The sequence below is a fragment of the Nocardia sp. NPDC059236 genome (genome assembly GCF_042754085.1).
Lineage (GTDB): Bacteria > Actinomycetota > Actinomycetes > Mycobacteriales > Mycobacteriaceae > Nocardia.
The window spans coordinates 162,571-179,792 of record NZ_JBHZAF010000001.1; the positions used below are offsets into that span (position 1 = coordinate 162,571).

Sequence of the window (17,222 nt, forward strand, 5' to 3'; positions counted from 1 at the left end):
ATGGCGGAAAACGGACACTCAGCGGCGTGTGCGGTGGCCCGCGCCTCGCTACCGTCGAACTCGCGGACCGGCGTAGCCTGCGCACCACCCGCGCTGCTTCGAAAGCCCAGATGGCCCGCACGGCCTCAGCTTGACTGGGACGGCCTCTGCCTGACTGGGCCGGTCTGAGCCCGACTCGGACGGGTCCGCCTGGCTCGGACTGGCTGTGCCTGAGTCGCGCGGTAGCTGGCTCACAATGCCCACTCAGTGGGCGGCAGCGTGTCGTTGGCGATCCCCGGGGGCGCGGAGCGGCCATCATGGTGGGCGACCGAACCCGGGCATTCCGGGCGCGTCACCACTTCGCCCACAGGAGGCAGCCATGAGCGATCACGAAGTCAAGATGATCATCCTGTCCACCGACAACCTCGATGAATCCATCGATTTCTACACCGAAACCCTCGGTATGCCCCTGAAGTTCCGCGACGGCGCCCAATTCGCCGCCCTCGGCGGCGGCCCGATCACCCTCGCCCTGGCCACCGCGGTCGACCACCCCATCCACGGCCAGATCGTCGTCGGCATCAAGACCGTCGACGTGGACGCCGCCGCCAAGGCCATCGAGGCCAGCGGCGGCAGCATCGTCAAGGGCCCCTACGACGATGCCCACGAACGCCGCGCCGTCGTCTACGACAACAAAGGCAACGGCTTGATCTTCTACAGCCCCCTGTCCCGATGACCAACCCCCGAATCACCGTCGAACCCGTCGTCGACCACGAATACCGAGTCCTGGTCGACGACGGCACCGACTCCGCCGAATCCCAATTCATAGTCGCCCCGGACGTTCTCGCCGACCTCGGCGTCGCCGCAGCCGACGAGCACCGCGTCGTGGAACTGACCGCCGCCTTCCTGATCGACCACCAGCCGATCATCGACTTCCCCCAACTGGTCTACCTCGACGAGGTCGCCGCCGCCTTCGACGACTACCGCCCCGAGCTCCAACGCCGCCTCGGCTAGCCTCCTGCCGACCTACGGTTTCCGGCGCGAGCGCGTGAGGAAGCAGGCGGCTGACTGCTCACCACATATCACGTTGCAGCTCAAAAGACTTCAGACAGCTGGTGGTTCAAGCGCGAGGGACAGCTGCGAGGAATGCGCCGCGGGAGAGGCGGCGGTAAGCAGCGGTCCTGCCACGGAATCCGTTGAACGTCACGGAGGTTGGGTAAGTGGCATGGCGAAGGTCGGCTATTGCCGCATGGTCGGGCAGGGCTGCTGCCGCGGCGGCGAAGGATCCTGCCTCTATGGTGGACCGATGACGTCGGTCAAACAGATCCAGATCACCTTCGACTGCGCAGAGCCTGAGCGTGTCGCCCGCTTCTGGTGCGATGTGCTGGGGTACGTCATTCCGCCGCCACCGGAGGGGTTTGCCAGTTGGGACGATTTCAATTCCTCACTGCCGCCTGAGCATCAGGGTTCAGCGTTCGCGTGTGTTGATCCGTCAGGTGTGGGCCCGCGACTGTTCTTTCAGCGTGTGCCCGAGGGGAAGGTCGTGAAGAATCGGCTGCATCTTGACGTTCGGGTCGGCACCGGGCTCGTGGGTGAAGAGCGCTTGGCCGCAATCGAAGCCGAGTGCGCACGGCTGGTCGCGCTCGGTGCGGTACGTGTGCGACTACTGCGCGCCGATGGCGTCAACGAGTCGTGCCTCGTGATGCAGGATATCGAGGGCAACGAATTCTGTCTCGACTGAGTTGCCGCGAACGCTGTTGCTCGGCAGCCGAATTCGGGTGCTGGTTGAGGCAGTCCCTATCAGGGCGACCTCTCTGTGCTGGGGGACATATGTCAGCTCCCACACAGTGGAGTCGACGCGCGCACGAGCGCCGCCGCGTGGAGAGCGTCGAGATTGTCGTGCCCGGCGACAGCGAGCACCCCGGCGGCGACTCGCGCCGGGCAGTCGGAGCGCGTCAATTCGGTCCGCTCCCTATCCAATTCGTCGATGATCGCGACATTGAGGCCATCGATGACCGGCCGCACCCCGGCCAGATCCGTCGCGGGCACCGGCGCCGTCGCCAGCCCATACCGCCACTCGGTCACCAGCCCACGCTGGACGATCTTGCTAGCCTCGATCTGACCTTCGAACACCTGCCGCACCAGCCCCGCAGGCAGATTCCGCTCCGCCCCCAGCTGGGCCATCGCATCATAGATCGCCCGTTCACGAACCGGATCGTCGATCACCGGCTCACCCCCATCCCGCACCGCCCCCTCCCACTTGACCGCCGCGACTGTATCCGCGGTACCGAGCCGCTCGCTCAACAGCTCCACCAGCCGATCCATGGCCCCGGAATCGTCCTGCGCCGCACCCACCCCGAACTGCCCCGCGGCCACCACCATCGCCGACCCCACCACAACCGCCAGCCGTCTCATCGATGCCATCCCTTCCACCGCCCGAACCCTACCGCCCCTGGGGCAACGAACACCCCCGACGCGCGGCGGGTATGAAACTTGTTGCGCGATACAGAGATTGACATCGATCGCCCACGTTGCGCGCGTGCCACAGCGCTGGGGCATCGACGATCGTCGACCGTATCGACGCGCTCCCGGAGGGGTTTCGGGCGGTGGTTTGTCGGGTTCAGGTACTGGAGATGAGGTCGAGTACGTCCATTGTCGGGCGTACGTCGCCGAAGGACCGGTAGACGGTGTGGAGTGTGGCGTTGTGGTCCTGGTCGCGTCGAGCGGCATTGGCGTCGGCCACCATGATCACTCTGAAGCCGACGGTCGCGGCGTCACGTGCTGAGGACTCGCAGCACACGTTGGTGAGGGTTCCGGTGATCAGGACGGTGTCGATGCGCCGCTGTTCGAGGAGGTGCGGCAGGGTGCATCGGCCAGGGAAGAAGGCACTGAACGCGTCCTTGTCGACGAACAGGTCGTCCTCATGTGTCGCCAGATCGGGCCACACACGCGTGGGGAGCGGTCCGGAACCGCCTGAGGTGCTGTAGGTTTCGGCGATCCGGGGGCCGAAGAATTCGATTGCTGCCGGGCTGGGCCGGCCCGTGCGAGGAAGGACCCAAGCGACGGTTCCGCCTGCGGTGCGAAGGGTTTGGGCAATGCGGTTGATATTCGGCACGATCGCACGGCAGTAGGCGTTGTCGGTGACGTGGAACGGCACCATGTCGATGACGACCAGTGCTGTGCGTCGGGGATCGAAAGCGGTGTAGGCGAACCGGCGTCCACGGCGAGCTTCGTGGCGGGCGTACTCGCGGGCTTGGATGTGCCAATCGTGGGTTCGGTAGACCGGGGCGGCTTCCTGGTAGTCCACAACGTGGCAGTCTCTCACCACATACCGTCGACCGCTGCCGTTGCCGGTGGGATCCACAGCGACACAGCCGCCGATGACTGTCGATGAGTTTCGAGCGCGTAGGAGGTCTACCTGGTCATGAGGAAACTGATCTATGGGTTCGGCGTGTCCCTGGACGGCTACGTCAACGACCGCGACGGCAGCATCGACTGGACCGACCCGGACGAGGAGCTGCACCAGTTCCACAACGACAGATACCGCGAGATCGAGGTCTCGCTGCACGGTCGTCGGCTGTACGAGCTGATGGCCGCGCACTGGCCGCACGTGCCAGCGGACGCGCCGCGCATCGAGCGCGAGTTCGGCGGGCTGTGGCGGGAGAAGCCCAAGGTCGTCTTCTCCCGGACGCTCACCGAGGTCCATTGGAACAGCACCCTGGTCAGTGAGAACGCGGTCGAGGAGGTTCGCAGGCTCAAGGCCGCGGGAGACGGCGTCATGGAGGTCGGTGGTGCGAGCCTCGCGGCCGCGCTGATGCCACACGGGCTCATCGACGAGTACCAGCTGTTCGTCTCGCCCGTAGTGCTCGGCGGCGGCACACCGCTCTTCCCGTCACTGGAGAAGCGCATCCAGCTTCGATTGGTCGAGACGAAGCACTTCAACACCGTGGTGATGCTGCGCTACCGCGCCGACTGAAGTCCGTTCAACCGCAGCGGCCTTCGTACTGCTACCGATCGTCTCGGCGACACTCGAAAAGGCGCGAGGCGGGGTTCGCGCCAATACACTGTGCGGTGAACTGCTAGGCAGGAGGGGGCTTCTGGGCACGCTCTGGAATTTCGTCGTCGATCATCGCAGGCAGCTGCTCACCGACTCGTACCTGCATGTATCCGCGGTGGTGCAGTCGATGCTGATCGCGACCGCGTTGGCGGTGCTGATCGGCATCTTGGTGCACCGCAGCCCGTGGGGGTCGGCGCTGGCGACCGCGCTGGCCAGCATCATTCTCACCGTGCCGTCGTTCGCGTTGCTGGGCTTGCTGATTCCGGTGCTGGGGCTGGGCGTGCGGCCGACTGTGGTCGCGCTGGTGCTGTACGCGCTGCTGCCGATCCTGCGCAATACGATCATCGGGCTGGGCGGGGTGGATCCGGCGGTGTCGGACGCGGCGCGCGGGGTGGGGATGAACCGGCTGCGGGTACTGGTCGGTATCGAACTGCCGCTGGCGTGGCCGCCGATCCTCACCGGGATGCGGGTCAGTACCCAGATGATCATGGGGATTCTGGCCATGGCCGCCTACGCGAAGGGGCCCGGACTGGGGAACCTGATCTTCTCCGGGCTGGCCCGGCTGGGCAGCCCGACCGCGGTGCCGCAGGCCCTCACCGGCACGGTGCTGATCATCGTGCTGGCGTTGCTGCTCGACGCCCTGCTGGCCGGCGTCGGCCGGTTCACTACCCCGAGGGGGATTCGTGACTGAAACCGTCACTGCGGCTAACGATTCCGCACACGCGCCATGTGGCGCGCGGATCGTGCTCGACGCCGTCACCAAACGCTATCCGGGGCAACGGGATCCGGCGGTCGACGAATTCTCGATCACCATTCCGGCCGGGGAGATCGTGGTGTTCGTCGGCCCGTCGGGGTGCGGCAAGACCACCATCATGCGCATGATCAACCGGCTCATCGAGCCGAGCTCGGGCACCATCACCATCGACGGGCGTGATATCGGTCGTCAGGATCCGGACCAGCTGCGCAGGCAGATCGGGTACTCGATCCAGCAGGCCGGGCTGTTCCCGCATCAGACGGTGGCGCGCAACGTGGCTACGGTGCCCGCGCTGCTCGGTTGGAAGCGCGCGAAGATCAACGCCCGCGTCGACGAGATGCTCGACCTGGTCGGCCTGGATCCGGGCACCTTCCGCCGCCGCTACCCGCGCCAGCTGTCGGGTGGTCAGCAGCAGCGCGTCGGCGTCGCACGCGCACTCGCCGCGGACCCGCCCGTCCTGCTGATGGACGAGCCGTTCGGCGCGGTCGACCCGATCACCCGCGGGCTGCTCCAGGACGAACTGCTGCGCCTGCAGGCCGAACTGCACAAGACGATCGTCTTCGTCACCCACGATTTCAACGAAGCCGTCAAACTCGGCGATCGAATCGCGGTGCTGGGCAACGGCTCCCGACTGCTGCAATACGACACCCCGGCCGCCGTCCTGGCCGCACCCGCCGACGGCACCGTCGCCGGATTCGTCGGTGCGGACGCGGGGCTGAAGCAACTCACGCTCACCCGTGTCGAGGACGTCGAGCTCGGCCGGTGCCCGACCGCCGCCGAAACCGATGAGGTGCAACCCTTCCGGGCCGCGCTCGCCGAGCAGGAATGGCAGTGGGGTCTCGTGCTCGACGAGGAATACCGTCCTCTGCGCTGGGTTTCGGCCGAGCAGCTGGCCCACGCCACCTCGTTGCGTGAGGCGGGGTACCCGGTCACCGGCACGGTCGCCCTGCGCTCGTCCTTGCAGGAGGCGCTGGAAATGCTCCTCGCCGAGAGCACCGCCCACGCCGTGGTCACCGGCGATGACGGCGGATACGTCGGCCTGATCGCGATCGACACCCTCGTCACCCATCTGGCGGCCACCCGCACCGAAAGCAGCCGAGCCGCACGGAAATCCGCCGTCACGACCGGTGCCGCGATGGCTTCGGGTGATAGCGCGTCCTCGGAACGCGCGTCTTCCAGTGAAGCGACTTCGGATGATCCGGCCGAGTCGGGCGGGCCGGCGTGAGGGGGCGGGGGACCGAGCGGCGGTCGGAGTTCATTCGGTTGGTGGCGCAGCCGGTACTGGCGGTCGGGCTCGGGGTGGGGGTGCTGGTGTGGGCGTTCGACCGGAATCTGACCGCTACGCAGCAGGCGAGCATGAACGCGACCAACATCGTGACGGTCACCCGGCAGCATGTCGTGATCACGGCGACGGTGGTGGCCATAGTGGTCGCGATCGCGGTGCCGCTGGGGACGCTGCTCACCCGCCCCGGATTCCGCAGGCTGGCACCGCTTTTCGTGGGCATCGCCAATATCGGTGCGGCCGCACCGGCCATCGGGCTCATCGTGCTGTATTACCTGGTGACCCAGCGGACGGGGTTCTGGGTCGGGGTGGCGCCCATCGCGTTCTACGGGTTGTTGCCGGTACTGCGGAACACCATTCTCGGGTATCAGCAGGTTGATCCGACGCTGGTGGATGCCGGGCGGGGACAGGGGATGTCCGCGGCTATGGTGTTGCGGCGCATCGAGTTTCCGCTTGCCGTGCCGTACATCCTCGCGGGTCTGCGGACCTCGCTGGTGCTGGCGGTGGGGACGGCAACGCTGTCTTTCCTGGTCAGCGCGGGTGGGCTGGGAATTCTCATCGATACCGGATACAAGTTGCGGGACAACGTGACGCTGTGGGTGGGGGCGATTCTGGCGGTGGCGCTCGCGCTGCTGGTGGATTGGCTGGGAGCGCTCGCCGAACAGTTCCTCGGCCCACGGGGCCTGCGATGAGGAGGCGATGGACGGCGGTGCTGGCCGCGCTCGGGCTGATGCTGGCGGCGGGATGCGGGCTCGAATCCGGCGGGGCGGTGCCATTGCAGGTCGGAGCGGGCAGCATCCGGCCGGATCCGGGATTGCAGGGGGTGGCGATCACGGTGGGGTCCAAGGATTTCACCGAGCAGAACATTCTCGGCTATGTCATCGAATTCGCGCTCACCGCGGCAGGCGCGCGAGTGCGCGACCTCACCAACATCACCGGGTCCAACAGTCTGCGTGATGCCCAACTGCACGGACAGGTCGACATCGCCTACGACTACACCGGCACCGGCTGGATCAACTATCTGGGCAACGAGACGCCGATTCCGGACTCGCAGCAGCAGTTCGAGGCGGTACGCGACGCCGACCTGGCCGCGCACGGCATGCTGTGGGCGGACGTCGCCCCGATGAACAACACCTACGCGCTGGTCACCAACGCGGCAAGCGCACAGCGGACCGGGACGAAGACGCTCTCCGACTACGCGCGAGCCGTGAACACCGAACCCGGCACCGGACCCACCTGCCTGGGCACCGAATTCAGTGTCCGCCAGGACGGATTCCCGGGCATGGCCCGCAAGTACGGCATCGACACCGGCAAGGTGCACAAGCAGATCATGCAGGACGCGCTGGTCTACACCTCCACCGCGAACGGCGGCTGCCAGTTCGGGTCGGTCGCCACCACCGACGGCCGCATCAAAGCCCTCGACCTCCGCATTCTGGACGACGATCTCGGCTTCTTCCCCAAATACAATGCGGCACTGGTGATGCGGAAATCCTTCGCCGACACGCACCCCCAGGTGGCCACTGTGATGGAGCCGATCTCGCGATTGCTGACCAACGAGACGATCACCGAACTCAACCGCAAGGTCGACCTCGAAGGCGCCGAACCCGCCACCGTCGCGCGCGACTGGCTGGTTTCCCAGGGATTCGTTACAGCCCGATAAGCCCACTGACCCACCCACCGTCCCCACGTGCTCGGGTCTTGATACGAGATCGGGCCGCTGAGCTGCAGCTCAGCGGCCCGATCTCGGGTGATCGCTAGTCGAGGTAGTCGCGCAGGACCTGGGAGCGGCTCGGGTGGCGGAGCTTGCTCATGGTCTTGGACTCGATCTGGCGGATGCGTTCGCGGGTGACGCCGTAGACCTGGCCGATTTCGTCCAGGGTTCGGGGCTGGCCATCCGTGAGGCCGAAGCGGAGGCGGACTACGCCGGCCTCGCGTTCGGACAGGGTCTCCAGGACCGACTGGAGCTGGTCCTGGAGGAGGGTGAAGGAGACTGCGTCGACGGCGACTACGGCTTCGGAGTCTTCGATGAAGTCGCCGAGTTGGGAGTCGCCCTCGTCACCGATGGTCTGGTCCAGGGAGATGGGCTCGCGCGCGTACTGCTGGATTTCCAGCACCTTCTCGGGCGTGATGTCCATTTCCTTGGCGAGCTCTTCGGGGGTGGGCTCGCGGCCCAGGTCCTGGAGGAGTTCGCGCTGGATGCGGCCGAGCTTGTTGATGACCTCGACCATGTGCACGGGGATGCGGATGGTGCGGGCCTGGTCGGCCATGGCGCGGGTGATGGCCTGGCGGATCCACCACGTCGCGTAGGTCGAGAACTTGTAGCCCTTGGTGTAGTCGAACTTCTCGACCGCGCGGATCAGACCGAGGTTGCCTTCCTGGATCAGGTCCAGGAACGCCATGCCGCGGCCGGTGTAGCGCTTGGCGAGCGACACGACCAGTCGCAGGTTGGCTTCCAGCAGGTGGTTCTTGGCGCGGTTGCCGTCGCGCATGATCCACTGGAAGTCGCGGCGCGACTGCACCGGTAGCTTCTCGCCCTTCTCGGCGAACTCGCGCATCTTCTCCGTGGCGTAGAGGCCGGCCTCGATGCGCTTGGCGAGTTCGACCTCCTCCTCGGCGTTGAGCAGCGCGACCTTACCGATCTGCTTGAGGTAGGCGCGGACCGAGTCGGCGGAGGCGGTGAGCTCGGCATCCTTGCGGGCCTGGCGCAGCGCCTCGGATTCCTCTTCGTCCCAGACGAAGTCACCGGAGGCCTTGTCCTTCTCCGACGGCTCGTCGGCCTCTTCGGCCTCCTCACCCTCGGCGGCGGGAGCGGCCGGGCCGGCCGCCTCTTCCTCGTCCTCTTCGACCTCGTCGACCAGGTCGTCCTCTTCGAGGTCGTCCTCGTCGATCTCGATGTCACCCAGGTCGTCGAGCTCCAGCGAGTCGTCGTCGATGACCTCGTCGCCCTCAGCGCCTTCGGCGCCGGGCTCCGCGGCCTTCTTCGGCGAGGCCTTCTTCGCCGCCGTCTTCTTGGCGGTGGCCTTGGTCGCCTTCTTCGCCGCGGTCTTCTTGGCCGCGGTCTTCTTCGCCGCGACCTTCTTGGCCGGGGCCTTCTTCGCGGCAGCCTTCTTGACCGGCCGTGCTGCGGTGGTATCTGCTGAGTCGGCGGCCTCGGCCGATTCGGCGGTCTCTCGGGTATTCGTGGCTACCACGTACGCCCTTTCGTGACGGTCTCGTGCGGCGTCACGCCAGAGTGGTGATCCGGCGGAGCGGTTCTGTCGGGGGGTAAACCGGCTCTCGTGCCGGTGTCGGTTTCCGGCCTACCGCCGGGCATGTGTTCCATTGTAACGATCGAACCAGCTTACTTACGGTGCGATCCCGGCTGACACCGCCATGGCTGCTCCGACGATGCCCGCGGTGTTGCGCAGCGCGGCAGGTACCACGGGGGTTCTGTTGGTGAGCAACGGAATCCACTCCTGGTAGTCGCGGCTGATGCCGCCGCCCGCGACGAACACGTTCGGCCAGAACAGGTTCTCCAAGGTGACCAGCACCTTGCTGACCTCCCGCGCCCACTCCGGGTAGGACATGCCGACCCGATCCTTGACCGAGGCGGCGGCCCGGTGCTCGGCCTCCCGGCCGTCGACCTCCATGTGCCCGAGCTCGCTGTTGGGCACGAGCACGCCGTTGTACATCACGGCCGATCCGATACCGGTGCCGAAGGTGAGCAGCATTACCAACCCGTCGAGATCCTTTGCTGCGCCGTACCGGTCCTCGGCCATGCCCGCCGCGTCGGCGTCGTTGAGGACGGTCACGTCGCGGCCGCTCAGCGCCAGCGAGAACAGGTGCCGGGCGTCGATGCCGATCCAGGTCGGGTCGATATTGGCGGCGGTGCGGATCTGCCCGTGCAGCACCACGCTCGGCATGGTGATGCCGACCGGACCCTCCCAGCCGGACTGCGCGACGAGCTTGGCGACCGCCTCGGCGACCGCGTTCGGAGTGGCCGGATGCGGCGTCACGATCTTGATGCGCTCATAGACCAGCTCGCCGGTCGCGAGATCGACCTCGGCGCCCTTCACACCGCTGCCGCCGATATCGATGCCGAACGCGCGTCCGGGATCGGACATGGACCACTCCTCGTTTTCCTGGGATGCCGGCGAGTCGACGCCACCGGCCGATGACCGCTCGATCGACCTCCGCCTTGTGTCGTGCACGACAAGCCTAATGCGCCGGATGCCGGATCTGTGCTGCGATGGTGCTCGTGCCGGAATCGAATTTCACGTCCACCGTCCCCGCCGCCGCCACGACCACCGACACGTCCGATATCGCCGAACTGCGCCGCGTCGCGGTGTATCTGGCCGAGACCGCCGCCGCGCACGTCCGCGAGCGCCGGCCGCAGGTCTTCGGGCCGGGCGCGCACGAGCAGGACGCCGTGCAGTCCAAGAGCACCCCCACCGACCCCGTCACCATCGTCGACACCGAGACCGAGCAGCTGGTCCGCAAACTGGTCGCCGAACTGCGCCCCGGCGACCGCGTGGTCGGCGAGGAGGACGGCGGCACCCTGGCCGACGACCCGGATCTGGTGCACTGGGTCGTCGATCCCATCGACGGCACCGTCAACTTCGTCTACGGCATCCCGTCCTACTCGGTGTCGGTGGGCGCGGTGCGCGGCGGCCGTCCCGTCGCGGGCGCGGTCGCCGATGTCGCGCACGCGGTCACCTACAGCGCCGGGCTCGGCCTCGGTGCGCACCGTGCCGATTCCAGCGTGGACGGCACCGCCCCGGGCGGTGCGCCGATTGCCTTGCGCGCCAACCGGGTCGACGCGGTGTCCATGGCACTGGTGGCCACCGGCTTCGCCTACGCCACCGAGCGCCGGATCCGTCAGGGTGAGCTGGTGGCGCAGGTGCTGCCGCACATTCGCGACATCCGCCGCTTCGGCTCGGCGGCGCTGGACCTGTGCGCCGTGGCCGAGGGCCGCACCGACGCCTACTACGAGCACGGCCTGAACCTGTGGGACTGGGCCGCGGGCGCGCTCATCGCCACCGAGGCGGGCGCACGCCTGATCCTGCCGCCCGGACCCGACTCGCCGGGCACCGCAGGCGATTTGGTGTCCGCGGCCGCCCCCGGCATCGCTGACGAACTGTTCGGTCTGTTCAGGCGTCTGGATGTCACCACCCCTATCCCGGTGCCGTGACAGCGGGCTGGACGACCACCGGGCACGGCTGACCGCCGGTCCGGACCGGGCAAAACGAATCGCCGCGATCGAAGGATCGCGGCGATTCGTGTTATCCGGTTCATATATTTGGTTGCGCCGGTCGGAGTTTCGCGCCGGGTCTGCCGGTCAGAGCACACACCCCGCGAAAGAGATTCTCAGCACTTCGCGTGCCGCGCGGCCTCCAGCAGCTTGGGATCGATGGCCGGCGCGGTGCCGGGCGTCGGGTTCTTCAGCGACTTCAGCACCTCCTCGGCATCGGTGTCGGGCCGGATATCGCGGAACAGCGAGCCCAGCACCATGTCCACGGTGTCGTCCTGGCGCTGATCCTCGATGAGCTCGGCGCACGGCGCCACCAGCTGCACCGACGCCGCCGCGGGCCGGCCCTTCACGCCGAAACGGATCTGCCCGGTGCATTCGAGGTCGCCGTTCACGTACACCGGATCGTTACCGATCTGCACGTCCGGTGCACTGGCGAAACCGAGGTCACCCAGCTCGGAGGCCACGTGCGCGGCCTGACCGCGCTGGCCGTTGGCATTGAACACGCGCACCTTCGACTGGGCGAGGGCCGCGGGCTCCACATCCCGCAATCGCGACGCCCCCACCCGCTCGCCGAGGGGGGCCGGCTGGGCCGCGGTTGTGCTCGAGGCGGGGCTGGGGGAGTTGCAGGCCATCGCACCCTGGTCACCCTCGCTCGTGGTCAGCGCCTTGAACCACACGCCGACGCAGATGAGAGCGATGACGCCCACCATGGCCGCCCAGGGCTCCCAGCGCCGCCGAATGAAGGACCGTCCGTCCGGATCGGTCGAGTTACCTTGGGTGATCAGTGAAACCACGCCCACACTCTACGAAAACGTCGCGATTGTCGTGTGAACGGCCACGGCAAGTCGGCCGCTGGGTGTGGCGGGGAGGTCTCGGAGGATGCCAGGAAGATCTCGAAGAGTTCCCTTGTCGGTGACGATTACCCCTCAGTTTCAACTCGCAGGGGTTTTGATTGCGACTTTTGTCCCGGGGTCCGCTATTGTCTGGCGGCCCAGATCGTACAGCCCGGGTGAAACTGGGGTTCGATTTCGGGAACAACAAGGGCATGTCCTGCGTTGACCGAGCGCGATCCGGTGCGGATGAGGAGTATCCGGCTCGGATCTGTGACCGGTGTACGCGTGACGTACACCACGGGCGGGGCGGCATCCCACCCGATCCGGCTCCTGCCAGGAGCCGGTCAGGAGGGTGCCGGTCCGGGATATACGGAGTAAGGACGAGGGGAAGACGACATGGCAACCGACTATGACGCACCGCGGCGCAATGAATCCGACGAGGTTTCGGAGGACTCGCTGGAGGAGCTGAAGGCTCGCCGCAACGAAGCCGCGTCCGCCGTCGTGGATATCGACGAATCCGATACCGCGGAATCGTTCGAGCTTCCCGGCGCGGACCTTTCCGAGGAAGTGCTCTCGGTCCGGGTCATCCCGAAGCAGGCGGACGAATTCACATGTTCGAGCTGCTTCCTGGTGCACCACCGCAGCCGACTGGCCACCGAGTCCGGCGGTCAGCTGATCTGCATGGACTGCGCCGCATAGGGCACGGTCCCGGAGCGCAATCCGTCAGCCCGCGCTCGGTCCGCCGAGCGCGGTCCGGACGGGGCTGCGCGGAAAATCCCCTTTGCGAAGCAGGGCGGAAAGACCTCTTCGCAGTAGGGCGCGGAACCTCGATGAATCAGGACTGCTCGGCCGCGTTCTTCAGGCCGAGCGCGGTGATGATGCGTTCCGGATGACGTGTACTGACCAGCCAGTACGGCGTCGGATCATCCGGATCATCGAGCACGAGCAACACCATGGGCCCGATCCAGGCCCGATGCTGGACGAACGCGGCGGGGTCGAGCTGTCGGCCCAGCGCCGCGCTTTTCGCGCTGGTCGGCACCGGTGCCGCGCGCTTGACGAAGGTCGCGGGCAGGTGCGCGCGATCGGTGCGCAGTTCCGGGACACCGGCGTCGTCGGGGGCCACTTCCACGCGATGGCGGGAGAACCACAGCAGCACCCACACGGGCACCGGGAACAGCAGCACGTACGGCAGCCACGCCCGCACTCCCGGTGCGCCCATGTGGATTTCAGCTGCCAGCAGCCCCGTCACGACGAGCGCGACGGGCCACCACCACAGCGGCACCCAGAGGCGCTCGGTGTAGAGGGGCTCGGTCTGCTGCTTGGGACCCATGGTCACCTGAGGGGGCTGGTCGGACACGACTTCAGACTAGGTCAATGACGGAGAGGGGGAACGCGTAGGCTCGGCCTACGTGACCGGTATTCCACCTATTCCCCTGCTGCGGCTCGATCCCGGCATCCCCGTACCGACGCGTGCCCACGAGGGCGACGCCGGCGTGGACCTGTGCACCACCGAGGACGTCATCATCGAACCGGGGGAGCGGGTGCTCGTCGGCACCGGCATCGCGGTGGCGCTCCCGATCGGCACGGTCGGGCTGATCCACCCGCGGTCGGGTCTGGCGGCGAAGGCGGGACTGTCGGTTGTCAATACCCCCGGCACGGTCGATGCGGGCTACCGCGGTGAGATCAAGGTGTGCCTGATCAATCACGATCCGCGCACGGCCATCGAGCTCCGGCGGGGTGACCGCATCGCGCAGTTGCTGGTGCAGAAGGTCGAATTGGTGGACTTCGTCGAGGTCGAGGCGCTCGACGACACCGCGCGCGGCGCAGGAGGACACGGATCCAGCGGTGGGCACGCCAGCCTGTCCGCGCAGTCCGGTGGGGCGGGTCAGGCGACCGGCAAGGAGGCATGACGATGGTGTTCGGACGCAAGAAGAACAAGGGCGGCGAGAGAGACGACGCGTCGCAGTACGACGACGAGTACACCGAGTACGACGAGTACGAGGACGCGGACGAGTACGACGAGACCGGCTACGCGGCAGACGAATTCGAGGAGTTCGAGGAGCCCGCCGCCCGCGGCCCGGAGACCGGTCCCTACGACTACGAGGACGTCGCCGACCGGCTCGAGTCGATCGCCGAGCAGCGCCTGGATCTGGGCTCGGTCATCGTGCCGGTGCCGCCGGGCGGGCAGCTGCAGGTCGAGATGACCCCCGAAGGCGCGCCGCAGGCGGTGCACCTGGCCACCCAGCACGGCCGGATCACGGTGGCGGCCTACGCCGCTCCCAAGACCTCGGGCCAATGGCGTTCGGTGGCAGCCGATCTGGCCGAGACGCTGCGCAAGGACGGTGCGCAGGTGTCGGTGGTGCAGGGTCCGTGGGGCCGTGAGTTGCACGCCGTGACCCAGGGTGCGGATCTGCGCTTCATCGGCGTGGACGGCTACCGCTGGATGGTGCGCCTGGTCGCGGCCGGTCCGACCGGTGCGGCCGACGAGAACACCCCGCTGGTGGCCGCGGCTCGCGCGGTCATGAGCGAGACCGTGGTGCGCCGTGGGGACGAGCCACTGCCGGTGCGTGAACCGCTGCCGGTGGTCCTACCCCAGGAGCTGGCCGACCAGCTCGCCGCCGCCCACCAGCAGCAGCTGGCCGCCCAGCAGCAGGCCATGCAGGCCCAGATGGCTGCCATGCAGGGCGGCCCGGCCTTCCAGCCCGAGCAGGCGCCCACCGAACCGCGTCGCGGCGCGGAGGGCTCGGCCATGCAGCAGCTCGGCCTGAACTGACCGGACGGTCCGGACCGGCCTGGCCGGATTCGGCTGCACGACAAGCGAAACGGGGTTCCGCCACAGTGGCGGAGCCCGTTTCGCAATCGGCGTGATGAAGGTGTGCAGTGCGGCCACCGCACTGTCGTGAGCGCGACCCACCGCAGTCACGGACAGGCGTCGTGGCGGGGACGGATTCCGGTCAGGGGGTGGGGATGCGGCGGGGCAGCAGGGCGTTGATGCCCCGGGCACCGAGGATCGACGGGTCCGCGCCCAGCTCGTCGAGGGTGATCGAGTGCAGCGTGGCGTGCGGGAGCAGCGTGGTCCAGCGCTCCGCCACGACGAACGGGTGGACGGGGTCGTCGATCGCGCCGATGACCTCGACGGGGGCGGTGACGGCGGCCAGGACCTCGGGTTCGGGCCAGCGGTAGAAGGCGGCCTCTTCCAGAGCGCCGGGCAGCTCGGGCCACTGGGAGGTCCAGGAGCGGGTGAGGGCCTCGGCCAGCCAGGCGGGGCTGGATTCGCGCATGCGGGTCAGGACGGCGTCGAGGCCGTCGGCGCGCAGCTGGGCGGCGGTGGCGGCGGCGCTCAGGGCGGCGGGGCAGCCGGTCGTGTCGGCGCCGGTCCAGGCGGGCAGAGCGGCGACCACGCCGTACACCGAGTCCGGATGGTGTGCGGCCCAGTCGACGGCGACGGCCGCACCCAGCGAGATGCCCGCGATCAGCACCGGGCCCGAGCGCGCGGCGGCGTCCAGGGCGCTGCGGTAGCTGTCGATCACCCCGCGCGGGTCCGGGTCGACCGCCAGGAACGGCAGATCCAGTGCGGCGCAAGCGGATCCGAAGGCGCGGCGGGCGAAGTGGGCGTCGGAGCCGGTTCCGGGCAAAGCGACGGCGACCGCCGGACGTGGTAGATCGGGCACCGATCGAGAGTACTGGTGACCAGCGTGCGTGGCGGGTGCAGGCCGTCCCATCTACAGTGGCGGAGGTACGGCCACGGGCGGCCGGATGGCAAACCGCCGGGCGCCGTGGAAGGAACGAACGACGTGAGACCCACGCCGTCGAGCTCTACAGGAGAGCGTGCGAGATGCCATCCGCGGGTGGGAAGGACACCCCGTCGGGCTATTTCCGGCGGCTCGGCCGGCGCCTGACAGAGGACCTGGATCGTTTGGATGCCGAGGAGCTCGCCGAGACGTCGGAGGCGTCGGGCGCGTGCCGGGCATCGGAGTGCCGGCGTGGTGAGGAAGTCACCATGCTGGGGCGGCTCCGCAGTGTCGAGGCCTGTCCCAAATCGGCGGGCGCCGAGGTGGAAGCCGAGTTCTTCGACGGCACCGACAGTGTGGCGCTGGTGTTCATCGGGCGGCGTCGCATCCCGGGAATCGAGCCGGGTCGTCGTATCCTGGTGCGCGGCCGGGTCGGCGAACGCGACGGCGGCAAGGTCATCTACAACCCCTACTACGAACTCCGCGGGAACTCCTGACACTCATGCCTAACCCCACCAGCAACGGCGACCAGGGCCGTGATCGCACCGAGTCCTTCGGCGCGCCAGCCCCGTTCGATCCGCCCACGGTCCAGCTCAATGCCGTCTCGGGCGACGAACCGCCACTGCGCATGGACCACGCGCTGCTGGACGAGGACATGCAGGCGCTGGTCGACGCCGAGCGCGCGGCCCGGGACGCCGCCGACGACGAGGGCGAGCAGGAACCCGAACAGACGCTGCTCGAGCAGATGGGCGGTCTCAGCGGCCTGATCTACTCCTCGCTGCCGGTGCTGGTGTTCGTGCCGGTGAACTCGCTGCGCGGGCTGACCGCCGCCATCTGGGCGTCGCTGGGCGTGGCCGCGGCGATCCTGGTGTGGCGCCTGGTGCGTCGCGGTCCGATCCAGCCGGCCATCTCGGGCTTCCTCGGGGTGGGCGTGTGCGCGTTCATCGCCTACCGGATGGGTGAGGCCAAGGGCTTCTTCCTGTTCGGCATCTACGCCAGCCTGGTCTACGGCGGCGTGTTCCTGATGTCGCTGGTGGTGCGGTGGCCGTTGGCGGGCGTGATCTGGGGTGCGCTCAACGGGCACGGCACCGAGTGGCGGTCGGACAAGCGCGTCATGCGGCTGTACGACATCGCGACCGCGGTGTGGGCGGTGGTGTTCGTGGCCCGCTACCTGGTGCAGAACCACCTCTACGACGCCAACAGCACCGGTCTGCTGGCCGTGGCGCGCATCGCCATGGGCTGGCCGCTGACCGCGGTGGCGGCGCTGGTGACCTTCTGGGCGGTGCGCAAGGCGGGCCATCTGCCCTCCTCGTCCGCCAAAGCCCCGGAATCCGCGGGCTAGACAACCGCCCGATCGGG

At 67.9% G+C, this 17,222-nt stretch carries 21 protein-coding genes; 14 read left to right on the forward strand and 7 right to left on the reverse strand.

Translation table 11 applies throughout. The annotated features are described in order from the left end of the window. Window positions 1-358: 358 nt before the first annotated feature. The 3 genes from ACFXIV_RS00875 to ACFXIV_RS00885 all read left to right on the forward strand — a co-directional run bounded on the left by ACFXIV_RS00875 (window position 359) and on the right by ACFXIV_RS00885 (window position 1,717). Window positions 359-712, forward strand: a complete 354-nt coding sequence (locus ACFXIV_RS00875; RefSeq protein WP_379395666.1) for a VOC family protein — start codon at window positions 359-361, stop codon at window positions 710-712. After that, entirely contained in the window at window positions 709-990 is a 282-nt protein-coding gene (locus ACFXIV_RS00880) for a hypothetical protein (RefSeq protein WP_364618850.1), read from the forward strand. Before ACFXIV_RS00875 ends, ACFXIV_RS00880 begins: the two co-directional genes overlap by 4 nt. Before the next feature lie 292 nt (window positions 991-1,282). Beyond that, window positions 1,283-1,717 carry a VOC family protein gene (locus ACFXIV_RS00885; RefSeq protein WP_379395731.1) on the forward strand — a complete coding sequence of 145 codons (435 nt, stop codon included), beginning with the start codon at window positions 1,283-1,285 and terminating at the stop codon, window positions 1,715-1,717. A gap of 92 nt (window positions 1,718-1,809) precedes the next feature. Here the strand turns inward: ACFXIV_RS00885 and ACFXIV_RS00890 are convergent, their stop codons facing one another. Then, on the reverse strand, window positions 1,810-2,391 hold the full coding sequence (locus tag ACFXIV_RS00890) for a chorismate mutase (RefSeq protein WP_379395664.1): 582 nt from the start codon (window positions 2,389-2,391) through the stop codon (window positions 1,810-1,812). Window positions 2,392-2,596: 205 nt separating this feature from the next. Next, complete coding sequence (locus tag ACFXIV_RS00895) at window positions 2,597-3,283, reverse strand: isochorismatase family protein (RefSeq protein WP_379395662.1); 687 nt, start codon at window positions 3,281-3,283, stop codon at window positions 2,597-2,599. Between the two features lie 117 nt (window positions 3,284-3,400). Here ACFXIV_RS00895 and ACFXIV_RS00900 point away from each other — a divergent pair, with 117 nt between their 5' ends. From ACFXIV_RS00900 to ACFXIV_RS00920, 5 genes are all read left to right on the forward strand, one after another. Next, window positions 3,401-3,952: a dihydrofolate reductase family protein gene (locus tag ACFXIV_RS00900; RefSeq protein ID WP_379395660.1), complete on the forward strand. Its 552-nt coding sequence runs from the start codon at window positions 3,401-3,403 to the stop codon at window positions 3,950-3,952. Window positions 3,953-4,073: 121 nt separating this feature from the next. After that, window positions 4,074-4,724 (forward strand): ABC transporter permease, encoded by a 651-nt coding sequence (locus ACFXIV_RS00905; protein ID WP_379395729.1) that lies wholly within the window; start codon window positions 4,074-4,076, stop codon window positions 4,722-4,724. Beyond that, window positions 4,717-6,012 carry an ABC transporter ATP-binding protein gene (locus ACFXIV_RS00910; RefSeq protein WP_379395658.1) on the forward strand — a complete coding sequence of 432 codons (1,296 nt, stop codon included), beginning with the start codon at window positions 4,717-4,719 and terminating at the stop codon, window positions 6,010-6,012. The genes ACFXIV_RS00905 and ACFXIV_RS00910 overlap by 8 nt, the downstream gene beginning before the upstream one ends. Beyond that, complete coding sequence (locus ACFXIV_RS00915) at window positions 6,009-6,761, forward strand: ABC transporter permease (protein ID WP_379395656.1); 753 nt, start codon at window positions 6,009-6,011, stop codon at window positions 6,759-6,761. The genes ACFXIV_RS00910 and ACFXIV_RS00915 overlap by 4 nt, the downstream gene beginning before the upstream one ends. Further along, complete coding sequence (locus tag ACFXIV_RS00920) at window positions 6,758-7,729, forward strand: glycine betaine ABC transporter substrate-binding protein (protein ID WP_379395654.1); 972 nt, start codon at window positions 6,758-6,760, stop codon at window positions 7,727-7,729. The genes ACFXIV_RS00915 and ACFXIV_RS00920 overlap by 4 nt, the downstream gene beginning before the upstream one ends. Before the next feature lie 94 nt (window positions 7,730-7,823). Here ACFXIV_RS00920 and ACFXIV_RS00925 read toward each other — a convergent pair whose 3' ends face one another. Both ACFXIV_RS00925 and ppgK read right to left on the reverse strand, forming a co-directional pair. After that, window positions 7,824-9,260 carry an RNA polymerase sigma factor gene (locus ACFXIV_RS00925; protein WP_379395652.1) on the reverse strand — a complete coding sequence of 479 codons (1,437 nt, stop codon included), beginning with the start codon at window positions 9,258-9,260 and terminating at the stop codon, window positions 7,824-7,826. 153 nt (window positions 9,261-9,413) lie between these two features. Then, the gene (gene ppgK / locus ACFXIV_RS00930; protein WP_379395650.1) at window positions 9,414-10,172 is read right to left on the reverse strand and encodes a polyphosphate--glucose phosphotransferase; all 759 of its coding nucleotides are present in this window, start codon (window positions 10,170-10,172) and stop codon (window positions 9,414-9,416) included. A 125-nt stretch (window positions 10,173-10,297) separates the two neighbouring features. Here ppgK and ACFXIV_RS00935 point away from each other — a divergent pair, with 125 nt between their 5' ends. After that, on the forward strand, window positions 10,298-11,239 hold the full coding sequence (locus tag ACFXIV_RS00935; RefSeq protein WP_379395648.1) for an inositol monophosphatase family protein: 942 nt from the start codon (window positions 10,298-10,300) through the stop codon (window positions 11,237-11,239). Window positions 11,240-11,415: 176 nt separating this feature from the next. Here the strand turns inward: ACFXIV_RS00935 and cei are convergent, their stop codons facing one another. Beyond that, complete coding sequence (gene cei / locus ACFXIV_RS00940; RefSeq protein ID WP_379385870.1) at window positions 11,416-12,093, reverse strand: envelope integrity protein Cei; 678 nt, start codon at window positions 12,091-12,093, stop codon at window positions 11,416-11,418. Between the two features lie 435 nt (window positions 12,094-12,528). Between cei and ACFXIV_RS00945 the strand changes: the two genes are divergently transcribed. Beyond that, the gene (locus ACFXIV_RS00945; protein ID WP_379395646.1) at window positions 12,529-12,831 is read left to right on the forward strand and encodes a DUF4193 domain-containing protein; all 303 of its coding nucleotides are present in this window, start codon (window positions 12,529-12,531) and stop codon (window positions 12,829-12,831) included. 136 nt (window positions 12,832-12,967) lie between these two features. Here the strand turns inward: ACFXIV_RS00945 and ACFXIV_RS00950 are convergent, their stop codons facing one another. Next, window positions 12,968-13,462, reverse strand: a complete 495-nt coding sequence (locus tag ACFXIV_RS00950; protein WP_379395727.1) for a DUF3093 domain-containing protein — start codon at window positions 13,460-13,462, stop codon at window positions 12,968-12,970. Window positions 13,463-13,541: 79 nt separating this feature from the next. Here ACFXIV_RS00950 and dut point away from each other — a divergent pair, with 79 nt between their 5' ends. Together dut and ACFXIV_RS00960 are read left to right on the forward strand one after the other, a co-directional pair. Beyond that, window positions 13,542-14,042 (forward strand): dUTP diphosphatase, encoded by a 501-nt coding sequence (dut, locus tag ACFXIV_RS00955; RefSeq protein WP_379395644.1) that lies wholly within the window; start codon window positions 13,542-13,544, stop codon window positions 14,040-14,042. A 5-nt stretch (window positions 14,043-14,047) separates the two neighbouring features. Continuing rightward, a complete protein-coding gene (locus tag ACFXIV_RS00960; protein WP_379395725.1) occupies window positions 14,048-14,905 on the forward strand; it encodes a DUF3710 domain-containing protein in 858 nt (285 codons plus the stop codon). A gap of 181 nt (window positions 14,906-15,086) precedes the next feature. Here the strand turns inward: ACFXIV_RS00960 and ACFXIV_RS00965 are convergent, their stop codons facing one another. Then, window positions 15,087-15,803 (reverse strand): alpha/beta fold hydrolase, encoded by a 717-nt coding sequence (locus ACFXIV_RS00965; RefSeq protein WP_379395642.1) that lies wholly within the window; start codon window positions 15,801-15,803, stop codon window positions 15,087-15,089. 164 nt (window positions 15,804-15,967) lie between these two features. Here ACFXIV_RS00965 and ACFXIV_RS00970 point away from each other — a divergent pair, with 164 nt between their 5' ends. Next, on the forward strand, window positions 15,968-16,360 hold the full coding sequence (locus ACFXIV_RS00970) for an OB-fold nucleic acid binding domain-containing protein (protein ID WP_354836890.1): 393 nt from the start codon (window positions 15,968-15,970) through the stop codon (window positions 16,358-16,360). Between the two features lie 158 nt (window positions 16,361-16,518). Further along, the gene (locus ACFXIV_RS00975) at window positions 16,519-17,205 is read left to right on the forward strand and encodes a DUF3159 domain-containing protein (RefSeq protein ID WP_379395724.1); all 687 of its coding nucleotides are present in this window, start codon (window positions 16,519-16,521) and stop codon (window positions 17,203-17,205) included. The last annotated feature ends 17 nt before the right edge of the window (window positions 17,206-17,222 follow it).